The 22,910-nt window shown below is 48.4% G+C and carries 22 protein-coding genes; 9 read left to right on the forward strand and 13 right to left on the reverse strand.

Annotation, left to right across the window (positions count from 1 at the left end):
* Positions 1-6: 6 nt before the first annotated feature.
* The 3 genes from AC07VD_RS00740 to AC07VD_RS00750 all read right to left on the reverse strand — a co-directional run bounded on the left by AC07VD_RS00740 (position 7) and on the right by AC07VD_RS00750 (position 2,677).
* Positions 7-855 carry a DUF72 domain-containing protein gene (locus AC07VD_RS00740; RefSeq protein ID WP_003243895.1) on the reverse strand — a complete coding sequence of 283 codons (849 nt, stop codon included), beginning with the start codon at positions 853-855 and terminating at the stop codon, positions 7-9.
* A 37-nt stretch (positions 856-892) separates the two neighbouring features.
* Positions 893-1,240, reverse strand: a complete 348-nt coding sequence (locus AC07VD_RS00745) for a YunG family protein (protein WP_128740703.1) — start codon at positions 1,238-1,240, stop codon at positions 893-895.
* Positions 1,241-1,336: 96 nt separating this feature from the next.
* Positions 1,337-2,677 (reverse strand): allantoinase, encoded by a 1,341-nt coding sequence (locus tag AC07VD_RS00750; RefSeq protein WP_217017057.1) that lies wholly within the window; start codon positions 2,675-2,677, stop codon positions 1,337-1,339.
* A gap of 174 nt (positions 2,678-2,851) precedes the next feature.
* Here AC07VD_RS00750 and pucR point away from each other — a divergent pair, with 174 nt between their 5' ends.
* The 6 genes from pucR to yuzJ all read left to right on the forward strand — a co-directional run bounded on the left by pucR (position 2,852) and on the right by yuzJ (position 9,635).
* Positions 2,852-4,447, forward strand: coding sequence for a purine catabolism transcriptional regulator PucR (gene pucR / locus AC07VD_RS00755; RefSeq protein ID WP_128738194.1), 1,596 nt, complete (start codon positions 2,852-2,854; stop codon positions 4,445-4,447).
* 144 nt (positions 4,448-4,591) lie between these two features.
* Positions 4,592-5,941, forward strand: a complete 1,350-nt coding sequence (gene pucJ, locus AC07VD_RS00760) for a uric acid permease PucJ (protein WP_217017058.1) — start codon at positions 4,592-4,594, stop codon at positions 5,939-5,941.
* A gap of 5 nt (positions 5,942-5,946) precedes the next feature.
* Complete coding sequence (gene pucK, locus AC07VD_RS00765) at positions 5,947-7,239, forward strand: uric acid permease PucK (protein WP_124059035.1); 1,293 nt, start codon at positions 5,947-5,949, stop codon at positions 7,237-7,239.
* Between the two features lie 12 nt (positions 7,240-7,251).
* Positions 7,252-8,736, forward strand: coding sequence for a factor-independent urate hydroxylase (gene pucL / locus AC07VD_RS00770; RefSeq protein WP_494721612.1), 1,485 nt, complete (start codon positions 7,252-7,254; stop codon positions 8,734-8,736).
* Positions 8,736-9,080 carry a hydroxyisourate hydrolase gene (uraH, locus tag AC07VD_RS00775; RefSeq protein ID WP_015384566.1) on the forward strand — a complete coding sequence of 115 codons (345 nt, stop codon included), beginning with the start codon at positions 8,736-8,738 and terminating at the stop codon, positions 9,078-9,080. The genes pucL and uraH overlap by 1 nt, the downstream gene beginning before the upstream one ends.
* 423 nt (positions 9,081-9,503) lie before the next feature.
* Positions 9,504-9,635, forward strand: coding sequence for a YhzE/YjcZ family sporulation protein YuzJ (gene yuzJ / locus AC07VD_RS00780; RefSeq protein WP_009968115.1), 132 nt, complete (start codon positions 9,504-9,506; stop codon positions 9,633-9,635).
* 205 nt (positions 9,636-9,840) lie between these two features.
* Here yuzJ and pucE read toward each other — a convergent pair whose 3' ends face one another.
* From pucE to allC, 7 genes are all read right to left on the reverse strand, one after another.
* Positions 9,841-10,362 (reverse strand): xanthine dehydrogenase subunit E, encoded by a 522-nt coding sequence (gene pucE, locus AC07VD_RS00785; protein WP_130572822.1) that lies wholly within the window; start codon positions 10,360-10,362, stop codon positions 9,841-9,843.
* Positions 10,353-12,590, reverse strand: coding sequence for a xanthine dehydrogenase subunit D (pucD, locus tag AC07VD_RS00790; RefSeq protein WP_494721611.1), 2,238 nt, complete (start codon positions 12,588-12,590; stop codon positions 10,353-10,355). The genes pucE and pucD overlap by 10 nt, the downstream gene beginning before the upstream one ends.
* Positions 12,591-13,424 carry a xanthine dehydrogenase subunit C gene (pucC, locus tag AC07VD_RS00795; protein WP_494721610.1) on the reverse strand — a complete coding sequence of 278 codons (834 nt, stop codon included), beginning with the start codon at positions 13,422-13,424 and terminating at the stop codon, positions 12,591-12,593.
* Complete coding sequence (gene pucB, locus AC07VD_RS00800) at positions 13,421-14,038, reverse strand: xanthine dehydrogenase accessory protein PucB (protein ID WP_101169593.1); 618 nt, start codon at positions 14,036-14,038, stop codon at positions 13,421-13,423. The genes pucC and pucB overlap by 4 nt, the downstream gene beginning before the upstream one ends.
* Positions 14,035-15,027, reverse strand: coding sequence for an XdhC family protein (locus AC07VD_RS00805; protein ID WP_494721609.1), 993 nt, complete (start codon positions 15,025-15,027; stop codon positions 14,035-14,037). Before AC07VD_RS00805 ends, pucB begins: the two co-directional genes overlap by 4 nt.
* Positions 15,028-15,253: 226 nt before the next feature.
* The gene (pucG, locus tag AC07VD_RS00810) at positions 15,254-16,504 is read right to left on the reverse strand and encodes a (S)-ureidoglycine--glyoxylate transaminase (protein ID WP_101169595.1); all 1,251 of its coding nucleotides are present in this window, start codon (positions 16,502-16,504) and stop codon (positions 15,254-15,256) included.
* Between the two features lie 16 nt (positions 16,505-16,520).
* On the reverse strand, positions 16,521-17,759 hold the full coding sequence (gene allC / locus AC07VD_RS00815; RefSeq protein WP_144530682.1) for an allantoate deiminase: 1,239 nt from the start codon (positions 17,757-17,759) through the stop codon (positions 16,521-16,523).
* Between the two features lie 222 nt (positions 17,760-17,981).
* Between allC and AC07VD_RS00820 the strand changes: the two genes are divergently transcribed.
* Both AC07VD_RS00820 and AC07VD_RS00825 read left to right on the forward strand, forming a co-directional pair.
* The gene (locus tag AC07VD_RS00820; RefSeq protein WP_003228634.1) at positions 17,982-18,119 is read left to right on the forward strand and encodes a hypothetical protein; all 138 of its coding nucleotides are present in this window, start codon (positions 17,982-17,984) and stop codon (positions 18,117-18,119) included.
* An 81-nt stretch (positions 18,120-18,200) separates the two neighbouring features.
* Entirely contained in the window at positions 18,201-19,067 is an 867-nt protein-coding gene (locus AC07VD_RS00825) for an endonuclease I family protein (protein ID WP_494721608.1), read from the forward strand.
* Between the two features lie 33 nt (positions 19,068-19,100).
* Here AC07VD_RS00825 and AC07VD_RS00830 read toward each other — a convergent pair whose 3' ends face one another.
* Entirely contained in the window at positions 19,101-20,204 is a 1,104-nt protein-coding gene (locus AC07VD_RS00830) for an ABC transporter ATP-binding protein (protein ID WP_101501440.1), read from the reverse strand.
* Between the two features lie 181 nt (positions 20,205-20,385).
* Between AC07VD_RS00830 and frlR the strand changes: the two genes are divergently transcribed.
* Positions 20,386-21,114: a transcriptional regulator FrlR gene (frlR, locus tag AC07VD_RS00835; protein WP_024572487.1), complete on the forward strand. Its 729-nt coding sequence runs from the start codon at positions 20,386-20,388 to the stop codon at positions 21,112-21,114.
* Between the two features lie 24 nt (positions 21,115-21,138).
* Here the strand turns inward: frlR and frlD are convergent, their stop codons facing one another.
* Together frlD and AC07VD_RS00845 are read right to left on the reverse strand one after the other, a co-directional pair.
* Positions 21,139-21,993, reverse strand: a complete 855-nt coding sequence (gene frlD, locus AC07VD_RS00840; protein WP_494721607.1) for a fructosamine kinase FrlD — start codon at positions 21,991-21,993, stop codon at positions 21,139-21,141.
* Positions 21,994-22,006: 13 nt separating this feature from the next.
* Entirely contained in the window at positions 22,007-22,909 is a 903-nt protein-coding gene (locus AC07VD_RS00845; protein ID WP_494721606.1) for a carbohydrate ABC transporter permease, read from the reverse strand.
* Position 22,910: the final 1 nt, after the last annotated feature.

The following is a 22,910-nucleotide window of genomic DNA, read 5'->3' on the forward strand; positions in this document are numbered from 1 at the left end:
TCTTTTCTAAAATAAATCGAGCTGTCTCGGAGCAAGTCCGCTGTACTCGATATCAAGCAGTTCAAGCATCTGCTTGCCGTTATCCGCGGCGTCACCGCCGGAATTGTTGTTGAACAGAACAAAAACATCCTTACATTGCTGCTGCAATTCATTCAGGTGCTTTTTCCAATCCTCCAGCTCCTGTTGGTTGTAGCGGTATAAGTACCTGACCTCCCGCCAGTTTTTCCCGCCATCAGGCTTCATCCAGCCCTGCTTGTTGCGTCCGTGAAATCTGACGAGCGTTTTGTTTTCATCGGTCGCGCGCAACACAGTCGGAACGCTGCCTTCTCCGATTTGTGGTTCATCACAGACACTGTGAATCCAGCCTTCCGCTTTCATAAATGAAAGCGTCTGCTCATAAAATGGCGGCGAGAACCAGGAACGGTTTCTGAATTCAAGCGCACAAGGGATATCTCCCATTTGGTGCTTGCACCATCTCAAATAGGCGACATTCTCCTTCTTGCAGTCAAACCACGGCGGAAATTGAAACAGCACCATGGCGAGCTTATTGCTATGTAAATATGGCGTTAAAGACACCTTAAACGCATCAAACATCTCCTCTTTTGAGTCAAAGGGAATTTCGCCGCGCTGATGCCCTGTCATGCCCTGATATGCTTTCACGATAAATTGGAAGGTTTCGGGCGTTTCCTTCACCCACTTTTCATTATTGCGCGCCGGCTGAATCGCGTAAAAACTCGCGTCTAATTCCACGATCGGAAAATGGGAGGAATAGGCCTGCAATTTTTTCTGGCTGGCCGTTTTCGGCGGATAGATGCTGTCATGATCCCCCCACCCCGTCAGTCCGATATAAATCACACTCATTCACCTCTCTTCCAGTTTATCACACGTGTTTTCAGGTTTCCTCGGAAATGCTGTTCATATGGCGGGAAAATGCAGAGCGAAGATGCTGATATTGTTCCTCATTCGTATCTAAAAACGCCTCTTCTCTTGAGGAAGGAATATGCTGATAATCAATAGGCGCCTGAAACTGCTCACTCGTAAAATCGAACATCACACCATTGATGCTGTTGTAAAAATGCCAGCTCTCACCGACTTTTGTTTTGAAAATCGTGCCGCCGAAATGGTCTTGAATCACCAATGCCGTCACGCCGCATTGGCCGCATGACGGGCATTCTTCCGTCCATTTAGAGCTCGAATGGCGCGACCAGGATTGCTTAAGTATGTATTTGACATGCTCCATTGCCTCCGCCTCCTTTAAAAAAAGATACCACGTTGATGAGATTTTAAAAACTAGAACGGAGGAAATCAAAAAACCCGGCGGTAAAATCCGCCGGGCTTACGAAGGAACGACCAGAGCTCCGTCAATTTCAGTGACTTTTTCCCCATCATTGTACACGCACCGGCCTTTGCTGTAAGTGGCCGAAATGCTGCAGGGAAATGTATGTCCTTCGTAAATGCTTTTTTTATGCTTTGCAAACATCGATTCTCTTGTAACAGTGTACGGCTCCATGCTGACGAGCACGAAATCTGCATCACACCCCGCCTCAAGCCGCCCTTTTTTCTGAAGGCCGAATCGTTTTGCAGGGGCCGCCGCTGTCCATTCTGCGATGGTTTCAAACGGAATCTGATGCTCAAGCGCCAGTTCCAGCATTCCTAATAAAGTGAACTGCCCGCCGCTGATTCCGCCCCATGATAAAAACATGTTATCCTCCCGTTTCAAGGATGGACGGCAGGGGGAATGGTCTGAGGAAACCATGTCAATATCCCCGGCAATGAGCGTCTCGATCAGCGTCTCTTTTGATTGCCGTGACCGGAGCGGAGGCGCGCATTTTGCGACAGAGCCCCTTTGCCGTAAATCGTCATGGCTGAACAAGACATAATGCGGGCATGTTTCAACCGAAACATCAAGACCTTCCTGTTTCGCCTCTCTGATCAGCCGGACCGCTTTCGCCGTGCTGATATGGACAAAATGAACCGGACAACCTGTCACCTTCGCATACTGAATCGTGCGATACACCGCTTCAACTTCTGCTTCCTCCGGGCGGGAGGCGGCGTACGCATCCGCGTCCACCTTTCCTTTATTGGCCAAAACCATCTGCAAGTAGCTTGTGATCGCGTCACTTTCCGCGTGGAGAGCGAGGATTTTTCCTGCAGCCGCGATTTCTGCCATGCCTTTGAGCAACGTCCGTTCATCAACAGAGCGGAACTCATCAGTGCCTGACTTTGATAAAAACGCTTTAAACCCGATCGCTCCCGCTTCAGCCATTGGACGGATGTCCTCGATATGGCCTGGCACAAGGCCGCCCCATAGCGCAAAATCCACGGCAGATTTTTGCCTGCCTAGCTCAGCTTTTGAGAGAAGATGCTCTGCCGTCACAGTTGATGGAATACAGTTGAGCGGCATATCAAAATAGGTGGTGCAGCCGCCTGCGGCCATCATTTGAGAACCTGTTTCAAACCCCTCCCAATCCTCCCTGCCCGGTTCATTAAAATGAACATGGCAGTCTATCACACCAGGAAACACGTATTTCCCGTCTGCCTGGATGATTTCCGTCCCGCTTGCTTCAATGTCAGAACCTATCTCGGCAATGACACCGTTTTGAACTGCAATATCAGCTTCTATAACGCCATCTGGCGTAACTGCCTTCGCACCTTTTATCACCATATCGTAAGCCATATTGATCCCCCCATATAAGGATAATGATTTTTCATGTCAGTTTATGTCACACAATCAGTTCTATTTTCCACAGTTTACTGCTACTATGATCGTATTACATCAGCAAAACCGCTAGAATTCCTATTGAAAATTATTCACCTTAACCAATGTTTTTATAGAAAAGGAGAATGCGCTATGAATATTTTTGATGTGATGAAAATACCGGCTTTTGAAAACGCCAATTTAATCGCTGGAAAAGCAGGAGGGGAAAGAGAGGTTCAGCATGTCAATATGATGGACGCTCCGGATATCGCAGACTTTTTGCATAAGAATGAATTGCTCGTCACCACCGCCTATCACCTGAAGGATCACCCGCATCAATTATCTGAACTGATTCGGCAAATGGCAAAACGCGGCTGCGCGGGCCTCGGCATTAAAACAAAGCGCTATCTGGAAGATATCCCGAAGGAAATCATTGAACTGGCCGATTCATGTGCGTTTCCGATCATTGAGCTTCCGGAACACATCCGACTCGGCGATATTGTGAATGCCACACTCAGCCATATTCTCGATATGCGTTCTAACGAGCTGCAGCAAGCCATTTACGCGCATAAAAAATTCACAAACCACATTATGAGCGGCAAGGGGCTGCAATCCCTCCTCAAAAAGGTGTCAGACCTCCTTCAGCTTCCCGTGCTGCTGCTTGACCAGCATGCCAAAATGCTGTCTGCTTCTCATCAGATTTCAGTTGAGACCGAAAAGCTGAAAGGCACCCTGAATACCGTATCCGGGCCGTTTTTTACTTGTTTCTCTACAATCTCAGATCAGAAAACATATTCTGTCCTGCCTATTTATAATCACGAAAAAAACTGCGGCTACCTGCTGATACCGGACATGGTGCAGGCCGGCGATAAAGGATTGATCCTCACTATTGAACAAGCAGCCAACGTCATTTCCTTTGAACTGCTGAAGGAAAATGCGCTGAAACAGTTCAGCCGGCGGGCCCGCAATGAGTTTTTCAACAATTTTATTGAGCGGTCCTTTTCTTCAGATGACGAAATCAAAAACCGGGCGAAAGAATTCAAGCTGCGCTGGGATCAAAAATACATGTGCATTGCCGGCAAACTCGATCGCAATGACGAATCAATCAGCTTTACAGAAAATCAGCTCGCTTCCGACAGCGTATTCGAATTTCTTGAAGGTGAATTATCAGCCTTCCCGTTTCCGCCTCACTTCTTTATGAAAGGAAATGTCGGCATTATTTTAATCGAGGCGACAGACAGCTGGAGTGAAATGCACGCCTCGGTGATCAGCTTTTTAGAACAGTTTCAAACACAGGTCAGCGCTCAATTTAAACGAACCGTGTCCTTTGGCATCAGCAATATCTGCCAAAAGCTCATTGATGTTCCCGACGCTTTCACAGAAGCTTCTGATGCTCTGCAATCGGGGCATTTGTCAAGAAGCACCGCATTTATCCAGGTGTATCACGCCAAAGATGTGCCTGAGCTTCTGCGCTTGCTCCCGGTTGAGGATTTAAAGAAATTTTACAACTCCACGCTTCAGAGCCTCGCTGAAAAACAGCAGGAGGATCAAAGCCTGCTTCATACGCTTTCCGTCTATTTAGAGACACACTGCCAAATTTCAGAGACAGCAAAGCGTCTGTACGTTCATCGCAATACGGTCATATACCGCCTTGAAAAATGCGAAGAGCTGCTGGGGAAAAGCTTAAAAGATCCTGAAACAACGATGCGTTTGCGGCTTGCCTTACGTATGCAGCGGCTGATCAGCTAATGTTTGTTATATTTTCTTACAAAATGAATCATTTTTCGTCACTTTCAGCAATCACACCTGTCTTTTTCAGCTACTGTATCCAATGACACCCCTCGATCGGCACGATATCATGTTACTAAAGTTCACATACAAGGAGGGACTATAGTGAAAAAAAGATCGTTTAAGGTGTTTACGCTTAGCCTGCAGCATGTGCTCGCCATGTATGCAGGTGCGATTTTGGTGCCCCTGCTTGTCGGCAGGGCGCTGAATGTAACAACTGAACAGCTGTCCTACCTATTGGCGATTGACCTGTTAACGTGCGGCATCGCGACGCTTTTGCAAACCTTGCGCGGAGCATACATCGGCATCGGGCTTCCCGTCATGCTTGGCAGTTCATTTGTGGCCGTCACCCCGATGATTGCAATCGGCAACAATAACGGCATTCACGCGATTTACGGTTCCATCATCGCGGCCGGTGTGTTCATCTTTTTGTTTGCGCGTTTTTTCGGCAAGCTGACTGTGTTATTTCCTCCTGTCGTAACAGGTACCGTTGTGACCTTGATCGGCCTTTCACTTGTTCCGACAGGTGTGAAAAATATGGCTGGCGGCGAAAAAATAAACGGCAGTGCCAACCCCGAATACGGTTCGCTCGAAAACCTTCTTCTCTCTGTCGGTGTCCTTGTTCTGATCTTAGTCCTCAACCGCTTTCTCAAAGGATTTGCCCGAACACTGTCCGTTCTGATCGGAATCGCCGCCGGAACAGCGGCAGCAGTGATCATGGGCAAAGTCAGCTTTTCTTCTGTTACAGAAGCACCGTTCTTCCATATCCCGAAGCCTTTTTACTTCGGAGCCCCAACGTTTGAAATCGGTCCGATCTTAACCATGCTGATCGTCGGAATCGTCATTATTGTGGAATCAACCGGCGTTTTCTACGCAATCGGAAAGATATGCGGCAGACCTTTAACTGAAAAAGACCTCGTCAAAGGCTATCGAGCGGAAGGAATCGCCATTCTCATCGGCGGGCTGTTCAATGCCTTTCCTTATAATACCTTTGCTCAAAACGCCGGCTTATTGCAGCTGACCAAAGTGAAAACAAGAAACATCGTCGTTACCGCAGGCTGTATTCTTGTCTGTCTCGGACTGATTCCGAAGATTGCCGCCCTTGCTTCTGCCGTTCCTGCTGCTGTACTTGGCGGCGCGACCGTCGTCATGTTCGGCATGGTGATTGCCTCCGGCGTCAAAATGCTCAGCACAGCGGATCTCAAAAATCAATACCACCTCCTGACCATCGCATGCTCAATCGCACTCGGCATCGGCGCCAGCACGGCCCCCGGGATTTTTGCTGAATTCCCCGCTCCGATCCGGATTCTGGTCAGTGACGGCACCATCACTGGCAGCCTGACCGCTATCTTTTTGAATCTATTTTTCAGCTTGCGCGGCAAAAAAGACAAAACAGCTCAGAAAACAGAACTTCCGGTATTAGAACATACACTCGTATTAGAAAAAGAGGTGTAAAAAAGATGAAGGAACAGCACAATGCCTTACAGCTGATGATGCTGGGGCTTCAGCACATGCTTGCCATGTATGCGGGAGCCATTCTCGTTCCGCTGATCGTCGGAGCGGCGATCGGGCTGAATGCCGGGCAGCTGACGTATTTAATCGCGATTGATTTGTTTATGTGTGGGGCGGCAACTCTTTTGCAGCTCTGGAGAAACCGATATTTCGGCATCGGCCTGCCCGTTGTGCTCGGATGCACGTTTACCGCAGTCGGCCCGATGATTTCCATCGGAAGCACTTACGGTGTCCCAGCGATATATGGTGCCATTATCGCCGCAGGACTGATTGTCGTCTTAGCCGCGGGCTTCTTCGGGAAGCTTGTCCGTTTTTTTCCGCCTGTCGTAACCGGATCAGTCGTCATGATCATCGGCATCAGCCTGATTCCAACGGCAATGAATAACCTGGCCGGAGGTGAAGGAAGCAAAGAATTCGGCTCACTCGACAACGTACTCCTCGGGTTTGGCGTCACAGCTTTTATCTTATTGCTGTTTTATTTCTTTAAAGGCTTTATCCGCTCCATAGCGATTTTACTCGGTCTTATCGCAGGAACAGCCGCTGCATATTTCATGGGAAAGGTCGATTTTTCTGAGGTTTTGGAGGCGTCTTGGCTTCATGTTCCGTCTCTGTTTTATTTCGGACCGCCAACCTTTGAGCTGCCGGCTGTTGTCACGATGCTTCTCGTTGCGATTGTCAGCCTCGTTGAATCGACAGGTGTTTACTTTGCGCTTGCGGATATCACAAACCGCAGACTGTCGGAGAAGGATCTGGAAAAGGGCTACCGGGCAGAAGGCCTTGCGATTTTGCTGGGCGGCTTATTTAACGCGTTTCCTTATACAGCTTTCTCACAGAATGTCGGCATCGTTCAGCTTTCAAAGATGAAAAGTGTCAACGTCATCGCCATCACAGGAATCATACTGGTCGCGATCGGCCTGGTTCCAAAAGCAGCGGCCCTGACAACAGTGATCCCCACCCCAGTTCTCGGCGGCGCAATGATCGTCATGTTCGGTATGGTCATTTCTTACGGGATCAAAATGCTATCCAGCGTTGACCTTGATTCGCAAGGCAACCTGCTGATTATCGCCTCTTCCGTCAGCTTAGGGCTTGGCGCTACAACAGTTCCCGCGTTGTTTTCATCTCTTCCGGGCGCGGCCTCTGTCTTGGCAGGAAGCGGAATTGTGATCGGCAGTTTGACGGCCATTGCACTGCACGCTTTTTTTCAAACCAAACAGCCGAATGGCACAGACATAAAAACGTAAAGGAAGATGCCAATGTTCACAATGGATGACCTGAACCAAATGGATACACAAACACTGACAGACACACTTGGCTCTATTTTTGAACACTCTTCATGGATTGCGGAGAGATCCTCAGCACTACGGCCGTTTACGTCCCTTTCTGATCTTCACCGCAAAATGACTGGCATTGTAAAAGCCGCGGATCGCGAGACACAGCTTGATTTAATCAAAAAGCATCCCCGGCTCGGAACAAAGAAAACAATGAGCGGTGACTCGGTAAGAGAACAGCAGAACGCGGGGCTCAACAAATTAGAACAGCAGGAATACGAGGAGTTTCTCAAGCTGAATGAACACTATTATGATCGCTTCGGCTTTCCTTTTATTTTAGCGGTGAAGGGAAAGACGAAACAGGACATTCACCAAGCCCTTCTGGCAAGGCTTGAGAGCGAACGAGAAACGGAGTTCCAGCAGGCCCTTATAGAAATTTACCGAATCGCCCGCTTTCGTCTGGCTGACATCATCACTGAAAAAGGAGAGACGCAAATGAAAAGAACTATGTCTTATGGCAAAGGAAATGTATTTGCATATAGAACGTTTTTAAAACCGCTCACTGGAGTGAAGCAAATCCCAGAATCATCTTTTGCCGGGAGAAGCAATACCGTTGTCGGCGTTGATGTGACATGCGAAATTGGCGGAGAAGCCTTCCTGCCATCATTTACAGACGGAGACAACACTCTCGTCGTGGCAACGGATTCAATGAAAAACTTTATCCAGCGCCATCTCGCATCCTATGAAGGAACGACAACCGAGGGGTTCCTACACTATGTAGCTCACCGACTTTTAGAAACCTATTCTCATATGGACACGATCACTCTGACTGGCGAAGACATTCCGTTTGAAGCAATGCCTGCATACGAGGAGAAAGAGCTCAGCACAAGCCGCCTCGTCTTCAGAAGATCGCGTAATGAACGAAGCCGCTCTGTGCTGAAAGCAGAACGAAGCGGGAATACCATAACGATTACAGAGCAATACAGCGAAATCATGGATCTTCAGCTCGTCAAGGTGAGCGGCAACTCCTTCGTCGGCTTCATCCGGGACGAATATACGACTCTTCCCGAAGACGGCAACCGCCCGCTGTTTGTCTATTTAAACATCAGCTGGCAATATGAAAATACAAATGACGCATACGCTTCTGATCCAGCCCGCTACGTCGCGGCTGAACAAGTCCGCGACTTGGCGAGCACAGTTTTTCACGAGCTCGAAACCCCTTCAATCCAAAACTTAATCTATCATATCGGCTGCAGAATATTAGCGAGGTTCCCGCAGCTCACTAATGTCAGCTTCCAATCTCAAAATCACACGTGGGATGCGGTTGTCGAAGAAATCCCGGGCTCACAAGGAAAAGTCTACACCGAACCGCGCCCGCCATACGGTTTCCAACATTTTACCGTGACAAGAGAAGACGCCGAGAAAGAAAAACAGAAAGCCGCTGAAAAATGTCGGAGCCTGAAAGCCTGATGGGAAAACTGACAACCCATATTTTAGATTTAACCTGCGGCAAACCAGCGGCGAACGTAAAAATTGAATTGAAGCGGCTGGGCGAAAGTATTATGAAAGAGGTTTACACTAACAATGACGGCAGAGCCAATGTCCCTCTGCTGGCTGGTGAAGAGCTGGTGTCCGGAGAGTATGTGATGGAATTTCATGCAGGAGACTATTTTGCGAATAAAAACGTGAATACGGTCGACCAGCCATTTTTAACCATAGTCACCGTCCGTTTTCAGCTTTCAGATCCAGATGCACATTATCATATCCCGCTCTTGCTGTCGCCGTTTGGTTATCAGGTGTATAGGGGGAGTTAAGAAGGAAGACCGCCGGTGAGGCGGGCTTCTATTTGCACTTCAATAAACTTTTGATCCTAGGACAGTATTTGCAGTAATCCCACGCTTAGTGAAACAACAGCTTGAATAAACATTCACCAATATTTTTCAGGATAATTGCCTACGAGAAAAACATCCTGTAGTCCTTTCATTTATAAATCGAGGTTTCAAACTAATAAGTCAGCTCTTAGCAGCCGAGTTCCCTTTTCCAATCCTATAAACAGACCGCGTTTTTTCTCAAAAAAATACTTTGAAGACAATTGCTGCGGTTTTAATAGTTTAGATAATGCGTTCTCTCTTACACCTTTAGACAAAATATTCATTTTTTCTTTTTTAGACTTAAATCTATGTCGAAAATGATCGTTTGGCATATCTTATACTATCTCCACTAAAGGAGGTGACATTATGGGATTCTACAATTCTGGTGGATACAGTGGAAACTCTGGTTACTCAAACGGTTTCGGGAGCTCCTTCGCTTTGATCGTGGTGCTATTCATTTTGTTGATCATTGTTGGAGCAGCTATCTTTAATTATTAAGTTTAACTTTCCTTGCCTCCGCCGTATCCAACACCTCCCTGTCCGACAGACGCCATAAGAAGTTTTTATGGCGTCTTTGCTATGGATTCACTAATCATTTTCTAATCCAGAAGCTATCAAGTTCTACGAGATTTATCGTGATGTTTCCCACAGCGCTTCTGCGTCTTGACTGCGCTGTCTGACTGAGGCTAAAAAAGTCCGGCTTTTAAAAGCCGGACTCCCGTCTACCCCCGTTCAACTCTCTTCTAATCCTGCAAACTGACCGCATAATCCCGCCATACCCGGTACACCGGCACAAATTCCCCGCCAGCCCTTCTTCTATATCTTCGTCAGAAGGTTGAGGGGTTTCCTGAAACAGAGCTTTAAGCGCAATTATCATTCCTGGGGTACAGTAGCCGCATTGGAAGCCTCCTTCTTCCAGAAAAGCGGTTTGGCAGATATCCAGTTCCTCTTTTTGTACGCCCTCGATTGTTGTAATGGAATGGCCGTCCACTTGGTAAGCCATGGTCATACACGCATTGGCCAGTTTTCCGTCGATTAAAATAGAGCAGGCTCCGCAGCGGCCGATTCCGCAGGACACCTTTGTCCCGGTCAGCTGAAATTCCTTTCTAAGCAGGTCACTCAGATGTGTCGTAGGAACGGCAGCAACCTCCCACTCCTGCCCATTCACGGTCATCCGGAACTGTTCCTTTTTTACAGGAAATGGCCCGGCCTCTTTTACGTCCATTGCTTCAGCCCCTTTCTGTCTATCGCTTCAAGCAGCTCTTCTCTTGAAATTGGCAGCTTGTTTATCCAGCATCCGACCGCATCATGTACTGCCTTTACAATCGCCGGAGTGATGGCGATTGTTCCAATTTCGCCAACACCGCGCGGTCCATATACGTCTCCCTTCATTAAGTCTTCTATTGCAATCAGCTTCATGTCAGGAACGTCTTTGACTCCGGGGATCAAATAGTGATCTAAATTTTCCGCGGCATAACGGCCGTCCGTCATTTTCGCTTCCTCCATCAGTGTGTAGCCGAGTGCCATGGCAGCGCCGCCTTCAATTTGACCTAGATATCCCTGCGGACTGACAACCGGACCTGCCGCAATAGCGTGCTCACAATCTATCAATTTGACATCACCTGTTAACAGATCTACCTCCACCTCAATGGCAGCCGCTCCAAATGAGTAGAGAAAATGGCCGCCCACCACAGGATCAGGCGTTGTTGGAAAGTCAAATGCAGTTTCCTCTGCCAAAGGGCCTTTTTCAGCCAGCTCCTTATACGTCACCACGAGCGCCTTTGTGTTTTTGTCACGCAAGCCTGCAGCGCCGGGAATAAGGTTTTCCGCTGAACAGCCGTTCCATTCCGCCGCCCGTTTTTTCAACTGAGCTAGAAACGGCTTCTTCAAACGCTGGATCGCGTGCCACACCATGCTTGTGCCGCGGGATGCTGTGGAGGAGCCTGACTTCGGCACTTTTGCGGTATCCCCAATAACAATGGAAATATCTTCTGCGGCACAACCCAGCTCCTCCATGACAATATGTTCAATCGCTGCTAGAATCCCCTGTCCGCATTCTTCAAATCCGAACGATGCTGTGATTTTGCCTTCACTCGAAAGGGACAAACGGCCTCCTGCCGCATCCATTCGGCCATAGCCCAGCCCGCCGCCGTGCATTGTAATTGCCGCTCCCGTGCCTCTTTGCAGATACCCGCAGTTCCGGCTGGTTCTTGTAAGAATGGGAGATTTAGATATGGCATTCAACACCTGCGCCGCTCCGTCAGTTGGTGCAATTCGATGCTCAAGCGGCCCCAAGTCATGCGGTTTTCTGATATTTTTTCTTCTCAGCTCGAGCGGGTCGATGCCGAGCATGCCGCTGAGACGATCGAGATGGGTTTCGAGTGCAAATGTGATTTGGTTGCCGCCAAAGCCCCGAAATTCCCCCGCCACCCCGTTGTTCGTAAATACTGATATTCCTTCAGTCCGGATATTCGGAATACGGTACGGCCCCGCGGCATGCTCGACAGAAAAATCAAGAACAGCCGGTCCGAGCGTAGCATATGCGCCTGTGTCCGCCACAATTTTCACGTCATGCGCCAATAGATTTCCCGAATGATCCGCACCCGTTTTTATCGTAATCTTCATCGGATGGCGCTTAATGCCAGAACGTACAGATTCCTTTCGTGTCTGATGGATTTTGACAGGACGTCCGCTTTTCAGTGACAAAAGCGCGGCATACGGCTGAATATTCAGCTCATCCTTCCCTCCGAACGAGCCGCCCATCGGACTTGACACAATCCTGATCTTCTCTTCAGGAATGTCAAAAATACGGGCAAGCTGGAAACGGTCTTTATAGCCGTGCTGGGTTCCTGCATACATCGTAAAACCCCCGTCGTCTTCCGGAACGGCTACGCCTCCCTCCGTTTCCATATACGTATGTATCTGCCGCGGCAGCTCATAGGTTTCTTCAAGGACTGTGTCAGATGCTTGAAACCCTTCTTCCACATCGCCGTTTGAAAAAAACGCGCGGTGCAGGATATTCCCGTCCTCATGCAGTCTTTGCGCATTCGGCCGAAGCGCTTTTTCTGGTGAATCCATGACTTCCAGCTCTTTATACTCAACTTGAATCAGCTCCAGCGCCGCTTCCGCGATTTCTTCCGTTTCCGCAGCAACTGCGGCGATCGCATCCCCGACATACCGCACTCTGTCCTCACATAAAACCGGCTGATCAGGGATGATAATGCCAAATCGGTTTAAGCCGGGAACGTCTTTATGTGTGACGACGGCTTGCACGCCTTCCATTTTCTCAGCTTTCATGGTGCAAACCGACACAATCTCTGCATGAGGATAAGCACTTCTCAGCACCTTGCCATACAGCATTCCTGGAAAGCTGAGATCGGTCATATATTTCAATTCCCCTGTGACCTTACCCCTTCCATCCGGCCTGACTCTTGACGGTTTGTTGATGATCATTTATTCCCCTCCCTCAGCCATCAGCTCTGCCATGATGACGTTGGCAGCGGCTTTTTTTCTGTATGCCGCTGACATAAAAGCATCTGAGGAAAACGGCAGCTCATGGATAAGTGTTTTGTACAGATCATGCGAGTCCCACCCTGGTGCCATCCATTTCGCTTCGCTGTCCAATAATCTCCTAGGAGTGATATCGGCATGGCCAGCGGCGAGGCGAATGCCGCCGTCTTTCAAAAAACGTCCAGCTGCAACAGCAACCGCTCCTGTAAAAGCCTGGCGCATTCCAAGCTTGTGATAAAATACACGCTCTCCCTCCGCCCGCGGGATGATGACATGCGTGACGATAGCCGTTCTAAAGTCTTCCTCACTGAGCCAAGCGCCAAGCGGCAGCCTGATTAGCTCCTTTTGATATACGATAAGCTCAGCACCAAGCACAAGCAGAAGCGGAATGAAATCACCGATTTTACTCGCTATGTTGCCGCCAATCGTGGCACGGCTGCGAATCCCCGGTGCAGCGACAGCGGAAGCAGCGTCACTGAAACAGCCAAGCGCGCTCTTGATCAAAGGGTTCTTTCTGCATTCATTCAGTGATGTGAGCGCCCCGATCGACACGTGGGTGTCACTGGCGCTGATCCCTCGCATCTCGTCAATCCCTTCAAGGCTGACAAGGTGCTGTTTCGGTAGAGTTCCTTTGTCCCACTGAAGCTGAAGCAGCGTGCTTCCCGATGCGGCACTCACATCCGGAGCAAGCTTCTCTAAAAGCGAATAGGCCTCATCAAGCGCTGCCGGCCTCCATAATTGAATATTCATCCTTGCTTTTGTCACTTGGCCGTTCAAGCCATCGCCCTCCTTACCATGTCATATTCCTCGGGTGTATCAATATCGTCCAACTCGCCGCTATCCTTTGCCTCCAAAACCGCTCCTGCTCCAAGCTGTCCGCTTTTCAGGAGCCTGCGAGCCCCTTCATCTCCCGTTAACCCCTTTACATAAGGAAAACAAGCCGACGAGAAGTAGATTGGCGGGGTGAACGCCCCTAAAAACGATGACACGGCAAATGACTCAGGAGCCAGTGCCATAAGGGCATTGAGATGATCGACGGAAATCTGAGGCTGGTCGGCTAACAAAATGACAACGCCGTCCGCCCCCATGCTTTCTGCTTTTCTCACCCCGCTGCTGACTGAATGCCCCTGACCCTTTTCTGCGTCTTGGCAAACGTGCAGGCTCCAGCGTTTTTGAAAAGGCGGAGCGTGATACGGCGCCCCTATCCACTCAAGGGAAGCATGTTCTGTCCGCTCGACGACCAGCACGTGATCAAGGCGGGACGACAGAGCAGTTTTCAAAGAAAGGGAGCCTATGTTTTCTCCTTTTAGCGGCAAAGCCAGCTTGTTTTGACCCATTCTTCTGCTTTTGCCAGCAGCGAGAAACACGCCGATCAGATAGGGGTTTCTCATACAACCGCCAGCCGTTTTCTTGTTTGAATAATTTCTGCAACTACACTTACCGCAATTTCCTCGGGACCTTCCGCACCGATTTCAAGCCCGACCGGACTGTAAAAGTGAGACGGGGGATGTTTTCCGTTCAGCAGCCGTTTCGTGCGGTTTGCCGAACCCAACAGTCCAATATAATGGAGGTTTTGAGAAAATAAGAAGTTGATGATCGTTTGATCGTGCTGATAATGATGGGTTGCCACAACAGCTGCATCATGCGGAAAAAATTGAAATTCGCTAAGCATTTGTTCCGGAAAAGCGGTGATCAGCTGATCCGCTTTTGGAAAAAGAGAGGATGTACAATAAGCGGGCCGCCAATCCGTCACGATAACAGAAAACCCTGTGTCAGCCGCCAAATTGGCCAGCGGTACAGTATCCGGTCCCGCCCCAAACAGAATGAGACGCGGCTTCGGTTCAATTCGCTGAATAAACATGTGAGTGGTTTGATCGAAATGCGGTAAATGAAGCGTTGAAACAGTACGTTGAATATCTTGCAGAGGCGCGTCCGGCCAGTTCCCAAAATGCCCGTTCTCCGTCAGAAATAAATAATGGGAGGATCCAATCTTTATAACGGAAGTGACAGCTTTGCCTGAATGAAGGCAGTCCCTCACTTTCTCATAGTGCCGCCTTTTTTCCTGAGTGATTCGCTCCGCATGAACATGAATAATGCCATTGCACCCGGCTCCCATGCCCCAAGAAAGATCGTCCTCCGACCTCATGTCGTAGGGAATCAGCGTTGATGTGAGCTGATCGCCCAGCGCACTGATTCTTTGGAATACATCTTCTTCCACACACCCGCCGCTCAGCAAGCCAATCCGTCTGCCTTTTTTCTTAAAGAGCATAGAGGCGCCTGCTTTTCGATACGCGGAGCCTTCAACTTGAACAATTGTCGCCAGTACAGCCTCCTCCTGGTCTTCCAGGAGCGCATCTAACATCGTGTGAAAATTCCCCAATGCCGCATCCTCCTCTCGAAAATTGCCGTGAGAAACAACTAGTTCAGCGTGATTTTATAGGTAACTTGTATAAAGAATAGACGATGGAAGAAAAAATGACTCATGATTTGTCAGAAAATAAAACACATAGAAAGAGGATTTGTAAAAAGAGTCAAACGAAGAAAATCAGATTGGAGAAAACACGAAATTACATCTAAAAAGCTTGCGGAGGTCCGCAAGCTTTTCTTTACACCGCTGCCTGGCGGTCAGCGTTTTCATACACATCCAGCGCTGCTTGGAGCGCTTTTCCTGCTTCGATTCCTGCGTTATGTCTGAGAAGCACAGCCTCTAACCCGGCAAGCACGAATAGCACGTTTTCTTTTCTGCAGCTGTACCCCATCGTGCCGATTCTCCAGATCTTCCCTGCAAGCGGGCCGAATGAGCTGGCGATTTCAATGCCGAATTGTGCCAACAGCATGTCACGGACAGACTCGCCGTCAATGCCGCCGGGAATTTCGACACAGGTAACAACAGGCATTTTGCAGCTGTCATCTCCAAACAATCTTAGCCCCATTGCCTTTATCCCTGCTGCTAATGCGGCTTCATGGTGCCGATGCCGCTCGAAACGCGTCTCAAGACCTTCTTCAAGCACCAGTCTGACTCCCTCACGTAAGGCGTACAGCATCGTCGTCGCTTCTGTATGATGATTGAGCCGTCTTTCGCTCCAATAATCCTCAAGCTGGCTCAAATCAAAGTAGTTGCTTGTGATTGGCCGATTTCCCAAAAGCGCTTCCCTGTCAGCTTGTGTCGCAATCCCCCGCTCCACCTTTTTGCGAGCTGCAATCACGTCCGCCACCCGCTCATTATATGTAATCGGCGCCATTCCTGAAGGCACAGACAAACATTTTTGCGTTCCGCCGATGGCAGCGTCAATCTTCCATTCATCGACTTTAACCTCGCAGCCCCCAATCGTTGCGACTGCATCGACGATAAACAATGCATCCTCGGTGCGGCAGGCTTCGCCGATGGCTTTCAGCGGGTGAATCCGTCCTGTCGATGTTTCTCCATGCACCATGGCCACAATTTTCGGCTTCACTTTTTTTATCTCCCGTATGATGTCCTCCGGGTCAAAAACTGTTCCCCATTCGCACTCCAGCATATGAACATTTGCCCCATATCGCTCGGCAATTTCAGTCAGCAAATAACCGAAACGGCCGTAAATGGGAATGAGCACATCATCTTCCGGCTCTATCACACTAGCCAACACTGCTTCAATTCCCGCCCGTGAAGTGCCGTCAATCGGGTATGCCCAGCGGTTTTTTGTTTGGAACAGCTCCCGAAGCATCTCCATCGTTTCATTCATAATACCTGTAAACGCCGGATCAAATTGGCCGACAACCGGGGTGCTCATTACTCTTAATACACGCGGATCAACCTCAACAGGTCCCGGCGTCATAATCGTTCTTAATGGGGTGCATAATTCTCTTCTGCCTGACACAGCCATTCCTCCTTTATCAGTAAGCCAGTTTATATAATAAATCAGTCAGTGCGCGGACGCCGATCTCAAGCTGTCTGGCTGACGTATATTCCTTCGGTGAGTGGCTGATGCCGCCTCGGCTTGGCACAAACAGCATACAAGCAGGATAGCGCCTTCCGATCATTTGCGCGTCATGCCCTGCTCCGCTCACCATTTCCTCACAGCTGAAGCTGTTTTCTAATGCTGTTTCAAAAGCCGCAGCCTTCAGCCTTTCGTCCATCGGCACAGGCTCTATCCGCATATATTCATCAATCACGGCGCGAATTCCTTTTTGAAGGCAAATGCCGTTGATCAAAGCAACCATGTCTTGATGAAACTGCTCCAGCACATGCTGATGCTGATGGCGAATATCGATTGAAAACTGGACGCGGCCCGGTATGACATTGGCTACATTGGGCTCTGCCGTTATTTTTCCGCATGTCAGACGGAGCTCCTCCGGCAGCTCCTCCGACCGCAGCAACAGCTCATGAATGATACGGCTGCTGGCTGCGAGCGGGTCCTTGCGCCATTTCATGGAGGTAGTTCCCGCGTGATTGCATTCCCCCTCCAGCGTGACGAGATATCGCCTCTGCCCCGCAATGCTTGTCACAATCCCGAGATCCCGTCCTGACATTTCCAATGTCTGTCCCTGTTCAATATGGAGCTCAACAAAAGCGCTGATATCTGTCCGATATGCTGCCTGAAACACACCTTTGCCAAAACCGTTCTCATGCATCGCATGTTGCAGCGAGACTCCTGATTCGTCTCTTGGCTCTGCTCCATCCTGTAATGAAAAAACACCCGTCATATTCCCTGATCCCCAATAGGTCATTGGAAAACGGCTGCCCTCCTCCTCACATAAGGATACCGCTTCGAGTGTTTTTTTCGGCGCTCCATATGTCTCTTTGAGCCGCTTTATCGCAAGCATTGCCGCCAGAACACCATAGGCGCCGTCGTATTTTCCCCCATTGATGACAGTATCGATATGTGAACCGGTTACAATGACTTCATCCGGAGACTGGGTGCCCGAAAGCCTTCCAAACACATTGCCGACATCGTCGAATCTTGTTTCAAGCCCGAAAGAAGACATTTCCGTTTTCACAGCAAGCTGTGCGTCCATCCACTCTTTTGTGTATAAAAGCCTCGTTACGCCGCCATCCGCAGACGCACCGTATTGGGCGAGCCATTCAATATAATCTGTGATGCTGTTTTTTACTGAAAGCTTCTGCTTTTCCATGTACTCCCCCCTCTGGCCGCTATGGTGACTTCATTATAGAAGGAGCAACATGATAGTTCATTGACAGATTAACCAAAAAAACGTTTATTTTTTAGCCACAGTATCCATCCAGCAACCAGATACACCCTACATGTCACAACTATTTTGATGTAAAGGTCAAAAGAAAACACGGTAAGGAAGAGAGCCAGCAAGAGCGAAAGAGAGGGTCAAAATGCCTTTCATATGAACAAGCTAAGCTGGAGAGGCGATGTTCGCGGAACGGATGAAAACAGAAATGCCGGCAGCCCGCAAAAACAGGACCTAAAGATATGGAAACAGGAGATTTCCGCCTCCTCCAAAGGGACTAATTTACAATTTTAATGAAAAATATACAAAATGACACTTCTATCCTTTATTTCAATTTTAGATAATAGACATGATCTGATAAAAGGAGGGCAAGTGATGACAAAAAAAGCATGGTTTCTGCCGCTCGTCTGTGTATTACTGATTTCCGGATGGCTTGCGCCGGCAGCTTCAGCAAGCGCGCAAACCACATTAAGCCTTAATGACCGATTGGCGTCTTCCCCTTCAGGAACGGGAAGCCTTCTCTCATTAGCCGCCCCCGCTGCACCCTATGCTGACACAGATACCTATTATGAAGGGGCTGAAGGTAAAACAGGAGACTCGCTAAAAAGCACCCTGCACCGTATTATCAGCGGACACACGATGCTGTCCTACAGCGAAGTGTGGAACGCGCTGAAAGAAACGGATGAAGACCCAAGAAATCCGAATAACGTCATCCTGCTCTATACGAATGAATCGCGTTCCAAAAACCTGAACGGCGGCAATGTCGGCGATTGGAACCGCGAGCATGTCTGGGCGAAATCCCATGGCGATTTTGGTACGAGCAAGGGACCTGGTACTGATATTCATCATTTGCGCCCGGCTGATGTTCAAGTTAACAGCGCCAGAGGAAATATGGATTTTGACAATGGCGGCACTGAATATACGAAGGCACCCGGAAATTATTATGACGGCGATTCATGGGAGCCCCGCGATGATGTGAAAGGCGATGTTGCCCGCATGCTGTTTTACATGGCTGTCCGTTACGAGGGTGATGACGGCTATCCTGATCTTGAGCTTAATGATAAGACAGGCAACGGCTCAGCTCCTTATCATGGCAAACAATCTGTCCTGCTTGAATGGAATAAGCAGGATCCGGTTGACGACCGCGAGCGGAAAAGAAATGAAATCATTTATGAAAAATATCAGCACAACCGCAATCCATTTATCGACCACCCTGAATGGGCGGATGAGATTTGGCCGTAAGAAAAAGGTGCTCCTTTTAAGGAGCACCTTTTTCTAATACACAGCCTCTTCCGTTTCCGCATCGAAAAAGACGACGTGGTCCATTTTCACTGAGAGCTGGATTGAATCGCCTGCTGCGATTCGGGTGTTTCCGTCCAGGCGAACCGTCAGCCGCTCGTCTCCAGCCATAACATGCACTATGAGCTCCGAGCCCAGATTTTCATTCACTTCCACGTTCGCTTGAAACACTGAATCAAACAACTGGTCATTTCCTGTCATTTGTGTGATGTGCTCCGGCCGTACACCGGCAATCATCTGTTCTCCGGCATATCCCTTTTCCTTCAGCCGCTTTGCTTTTTCTTCAGGAATATGAAGCCGGATCGAAGAATTTGTGAAAAACAGCTCGCCATGCTGCTGTTCTATGATGCCTTTCAAAAAGTTCATTCCGGGAGAGCCAATGAAGCCTGCGACAAACAAATTGGCCGGGTAATGATAAATGTCATGAGGTTTCGCCACTTGCTGGATTTCCCCTTCATTCATGACGACAATCCGATCTCCCATTGTCATTGCTTCGGTCTGGTCATGCGTGACATAAATAATCGTTGCCTCTAATCGCTGGTGCAGCTTGCTGATTTCTGTCCGCATCGTCACTCTTAGTTTTGCATCCAGATTAGAAAGCGGCTCGTCCATTAAAAAGACCTTCGGCTCCCTCACAATCGACCTGCCAAGCGCCACCCTTTGCCGCTGCCCGCCAGAGAGCGCCTTCGGTTTTCTCTTCAGCAAATGTTCAATTTCTAAAATTCTAGCTGCCGCATGAACCCGCTCGGCAATTTCCTGTTTCGCCATCTTTCTGAGCTTTAATCCAAACGCCATATTATCAAAAACCGTCATATGCGGATAAAGCGCATAGTTTTGGAATACCATCGCAATATCACGTTCTTTCGGCGGAAGATCATTGACCCGCTCCCCATCAATAAGAAGATTTCCTTCAGAAATGCTTTCTAATCCAGCCACCATCCGCAGCGTTGTTGATTTTCCGCATCCTGACGGCCCCACCAGCACCAAAAGCTCCTTATCCTTTACATCTAAATCAAAGTCCTTCACGGTTAATTGTGAGTGATATGATTTTTTGACGTGTTCAAATGTTAATGAAGCCATCAGAAAAGTCCCCCTATCTTTTGACCCGTTATTTCGTCACTGGAAACAACTTGGTCTTTCTGTTATTTTTAGAGTAATCGATTCCCATTTTTGCTATATCTCTAAAATAAAAAATGTAAATTTGTATTATAACGTCATAATACATTATAATATAAATAATAGGTTAAAAGGAGGCTACCCTTTGTTAAACAACGGAAGTTCTACACCTTTATACATTCAGCTAAAACAAATCATCACTGATGACATCAAAAAGGGCGTGTATTCCCCAACTGCCAAGCTGCCTACCGAAAACGAGCTTTGCAGCAAGTATAACGTCAGCCGCATCACCGTCAGGAAAGCCATTCTCGATTTAGTCGAAGAAGGCTATCTGATCAGGCAGCAGGGAAAGGGAACGTTCGTTAAAAGCCCTAAATTAAAACGAGAGCTGATCGCTGTAAACGGCTACTCGGAATTTATGGAATCCACCGGCAAAAAACCGAAGCATCATGTGCTGTCCCATGACATCATTCCAGCGACAAAACCCATCGCCGAAAAGCTTCAAATCCATCCCGAGAGCCCTGTCGTTGAATTAAAACGGATTTTATATAATGATGATCAGCCTCTCACCTTTGAAGTGACGCATTATCCGCTTGATTTGTTTCCCGGCATTGATACCTTTATTGCTGACGGCGTATCCATGCATGATATTTTGAAACAGCAATACAAAGTTGTACCCACGCACAATACGAAGCTATTAAACGTTGTATATGCCCAACAGGAGGAAAGCAAATACCTGGATTGTGATATCGGGGATGCGCTGTTTGAAATTGATAAAACGGCTTTTACATCAAACGACCAGCCAATCTATTGCTCATTGTTTTTGATGCACACAAACCGTGTCACTTTTACCATCAACAGCCCCTACACATAACAGGCATAAAAAACGAGACACTGCTTATAGTATTCTCGTTTTTTCACTGCTTCCCCCGTCCTCCAAGCGATAAGGATAGCCATAGCCGAAAGCTCCGTACACACCGCATGTTTTCGCAGCCGTTTCAGCAGCCTGGCGCAAAGCGTACGTTATATCCTGCTTCACGCAAAAGGCAGTCAAAAAGCCTGCTATAAAAGAATCACCCGCTCCAAGTGTATCTATTATATCAGTTTCCACAATCAGCTGATGATAGATTCGATCACCCGCAGACAGGATTGCTCCTTGGCCCCCTCGGGTCATACAAACCATTTTGGCTCCGTACCCATGAGCTGTTTTGGCAAGCTCGCCGCATTCCGACTCACTCAAATCGCTTCCCGAAAAAAACGCATACGTCACATAAGGACAGACCCTCCTCAAATAATCATCCTCCCGATTGGTTGAAAAATCAAATGAGACCGGGACAAGCCCGCACAGCTGGGGAAGATCGTTCTCAAGCCTGCTGTACACGCTCGTATGCAGCAGATCATGTCCGCTGATAAAGGCTATATCTTTCTCCTGGAACACGAGCCGAAGCCGGGACTGAATGCCGCCTTTATTTGACCTGACAAAAATGCGGTCCCCCTGTTCATCAAGGGTGACAATCGCCATCCCGTTTTCTCCGTGCGCCTGGCGGATATAATCTGCATTGACCTGCTCCAGCTTGAGAACGTTCAACAGATGTGCCGCGGCTTCGTCATTGCCGACGATTCCGATATAGGAAGACTCATGCCCGAGCCGCTTGGCAAGCACAGCAACGTTTAAGGCATTTCCTCCCGGGTAGAATGTTTCTTGATCCTGGTAATAATCTACAACGTTATCTCCAACCGCAATCAACTTCATAGCGCTTCCTCCTTTATCCTTTTACACTGCCGCTTGCAATCCCGCGGACAAAATATTTCTGCATTAATAAAAATAGAATAATAATCGGCGCGGCTGAAATCGTTAACCCCGCCAGCAGGACGCCCCAGTCTGTCTGCAGCGCGTCTCTGAACTGCATCAGCCCGGCTGGAATGGTCCGCAAATTCTCATCATCTATGAAAATAATCGCAAACATAAACTCATTCCATGTATGGTAAGCCGTCAAAATGCCGGATGTCACCAAAATCGGCACACTCATCGGTAAGAAAATTCTGAAAAATACTCCAAAACTTGTACACCCATCCAAATAGGCCGCCTCCTCCAATTCTTTGGAAATAGAAAGAAAATAAGAGCGGATCAAAATGATGGTGAATGGGATCCGATAAGCCGCATACGGCAGGATTAACGCCCAATACGTATTGTACAGGCCAAGCGACTGAATAATAGAATAAAGCGGCACAAGACTGACCTGCGGCGTCAGCATCAATCCGCCAAGACATAGCACCAAAAAGAATCCTTTTCCTTTAAACTCAAACCGGGAAAGGCCATACGCTGCCCATGCACTGATAAAGACAGTGATCACACACGTCAGCGCCGTAACGATGACACTGTTCATAAAATAAGAAGAAATCCCCTGGTTCCAGGCGGAAACAAAATTTTCCGGATGCCACGGAGACGGCAGCGACCAGCTGTGCTCAAAAATATCGTCAGAGTTTTTAAAGGCGCTCATCACCATCCAGAGAAGCGGATAGGCAATCGCAATCAGATAAAGAAACAGAAAAACCCACACAGACGTTTCTCCGATATACCATTTTCGTCTAGGCTTTCTTTTCACCTCAATGTGCTGGTCAGGCACAGGCTCCAATCTGAACGAATCTGTCTTCTTCTGAGGCAGCATC

This window comes from Bacillus sp. GW821-FHT01G09 (assembly GCF_059422205.1).

Bases quoted from the DNA above. Each gene is read 5' to 3' on its own strand.
- AC07VD_RS00825 (WP_494721608.1), top strand. From the start codon at position 18,201: ATGACAAAAAAAGCATGGTTTCTGCCGCTCGTCTGTGTATTACTGATT.
- frlD (WP_494721607.1), bottom strand. From the start codon at position 21,993: ATGAAGTTGATTGCGGTTGGAGATAACGTTGTAGATTATTACCAGGAT.
- pucK (WP_124059035.1), top strand. From the start codon at position 5,947: ATGAAGGAACAGCACAATGCCTTACAGCTGATGATGCTGGGGCTTCAG.
- AC07VD_RS00745 (WP_128740703.1), bottom strand. From the start codon at position 1,240: ATGGAGCATGTCAAATACATACTTAAGCAATCCTGGTCGCGCCATTCG.
- yuzJ (WP_009968115.1), top strand. From the start codon at position 9,504: ATGGGATTCTACAATTCTGGTGGATACAGTGGAAACTCTGGTTACTCA.
- uraH (WP_015384566.1), top strand. From the start codon at position 8,736: ATGGGAAAACTGACAACCCATATTTTAGATTTAACCTGCGGCAAACCA.
- pucB (WP_101169593.1), bottom strand. From the start codon at position 14,038: ATGAGAAACCCCTATCTGATCGGCGTGTTTCTCGCTGCTGGCAAAAGC.
- AC07VD_RS00845 (WP_494721606.1), bottom strand. From the start codon at position 22,909: ATGCTGCCTCAGAAGAAGACAGATTCGTTCAGATTGGAGCCTGTGCCT.
- AC07VD_RS00820 (WP_003228634.1), top strand. From the start codon at position 17,982: ATGAACAAGCTAAGCTGGAGAGGCGATGTTCGCGGAACGGATGAAAAC.
- pucE (WP_130572822.1), bottom strand. From the start codon at position 10,362: ATGGACGTAAAAGAGGCCGGGCCATTTCCTGTAAAAAAGGAACAGTTC.
- pucR (WP_128738194.1), top strand. From the start codon at position 2,852: ATGAATATTTTTGATGTGATGAAAATACCGGCTTTTGAAAACGCCAAT.
- allC (WP_144530682.1), bottom strand. From the start codon at position 17,759: ATGGAAAAGCAGAAGCTTTCAGTAAAAAACAGCATCACAGATTATATT.
- pucL (WP_494721612.1), top strand. From the start codon at position 7,252: ATGTTCACAATGGATGACCTGAACCAAATGGATACACAAACACTGACA.
- pucD (WP_494721611.1), bottom strand. From the start codon at position 12,590: ATGATCATCAACAAACCGTCAAGAGTCAGGCCGGATGGAAGGGGTAAG.
- AC07VD_RS00830 (WP_101501440.1), bottom strand. From the start codon at position 20,204: ATGGCTTCATTAACATTTGAACACGTCAAAAAATCATATCACTCACAA.
- AC07VD_RS00750 (WP_217017057.1), bottom strand. From the start codon at position 2,677: ATGGCTTACGATATGGTGATAAAAGGTGCGAAGGCAGTTACGCCAGAT.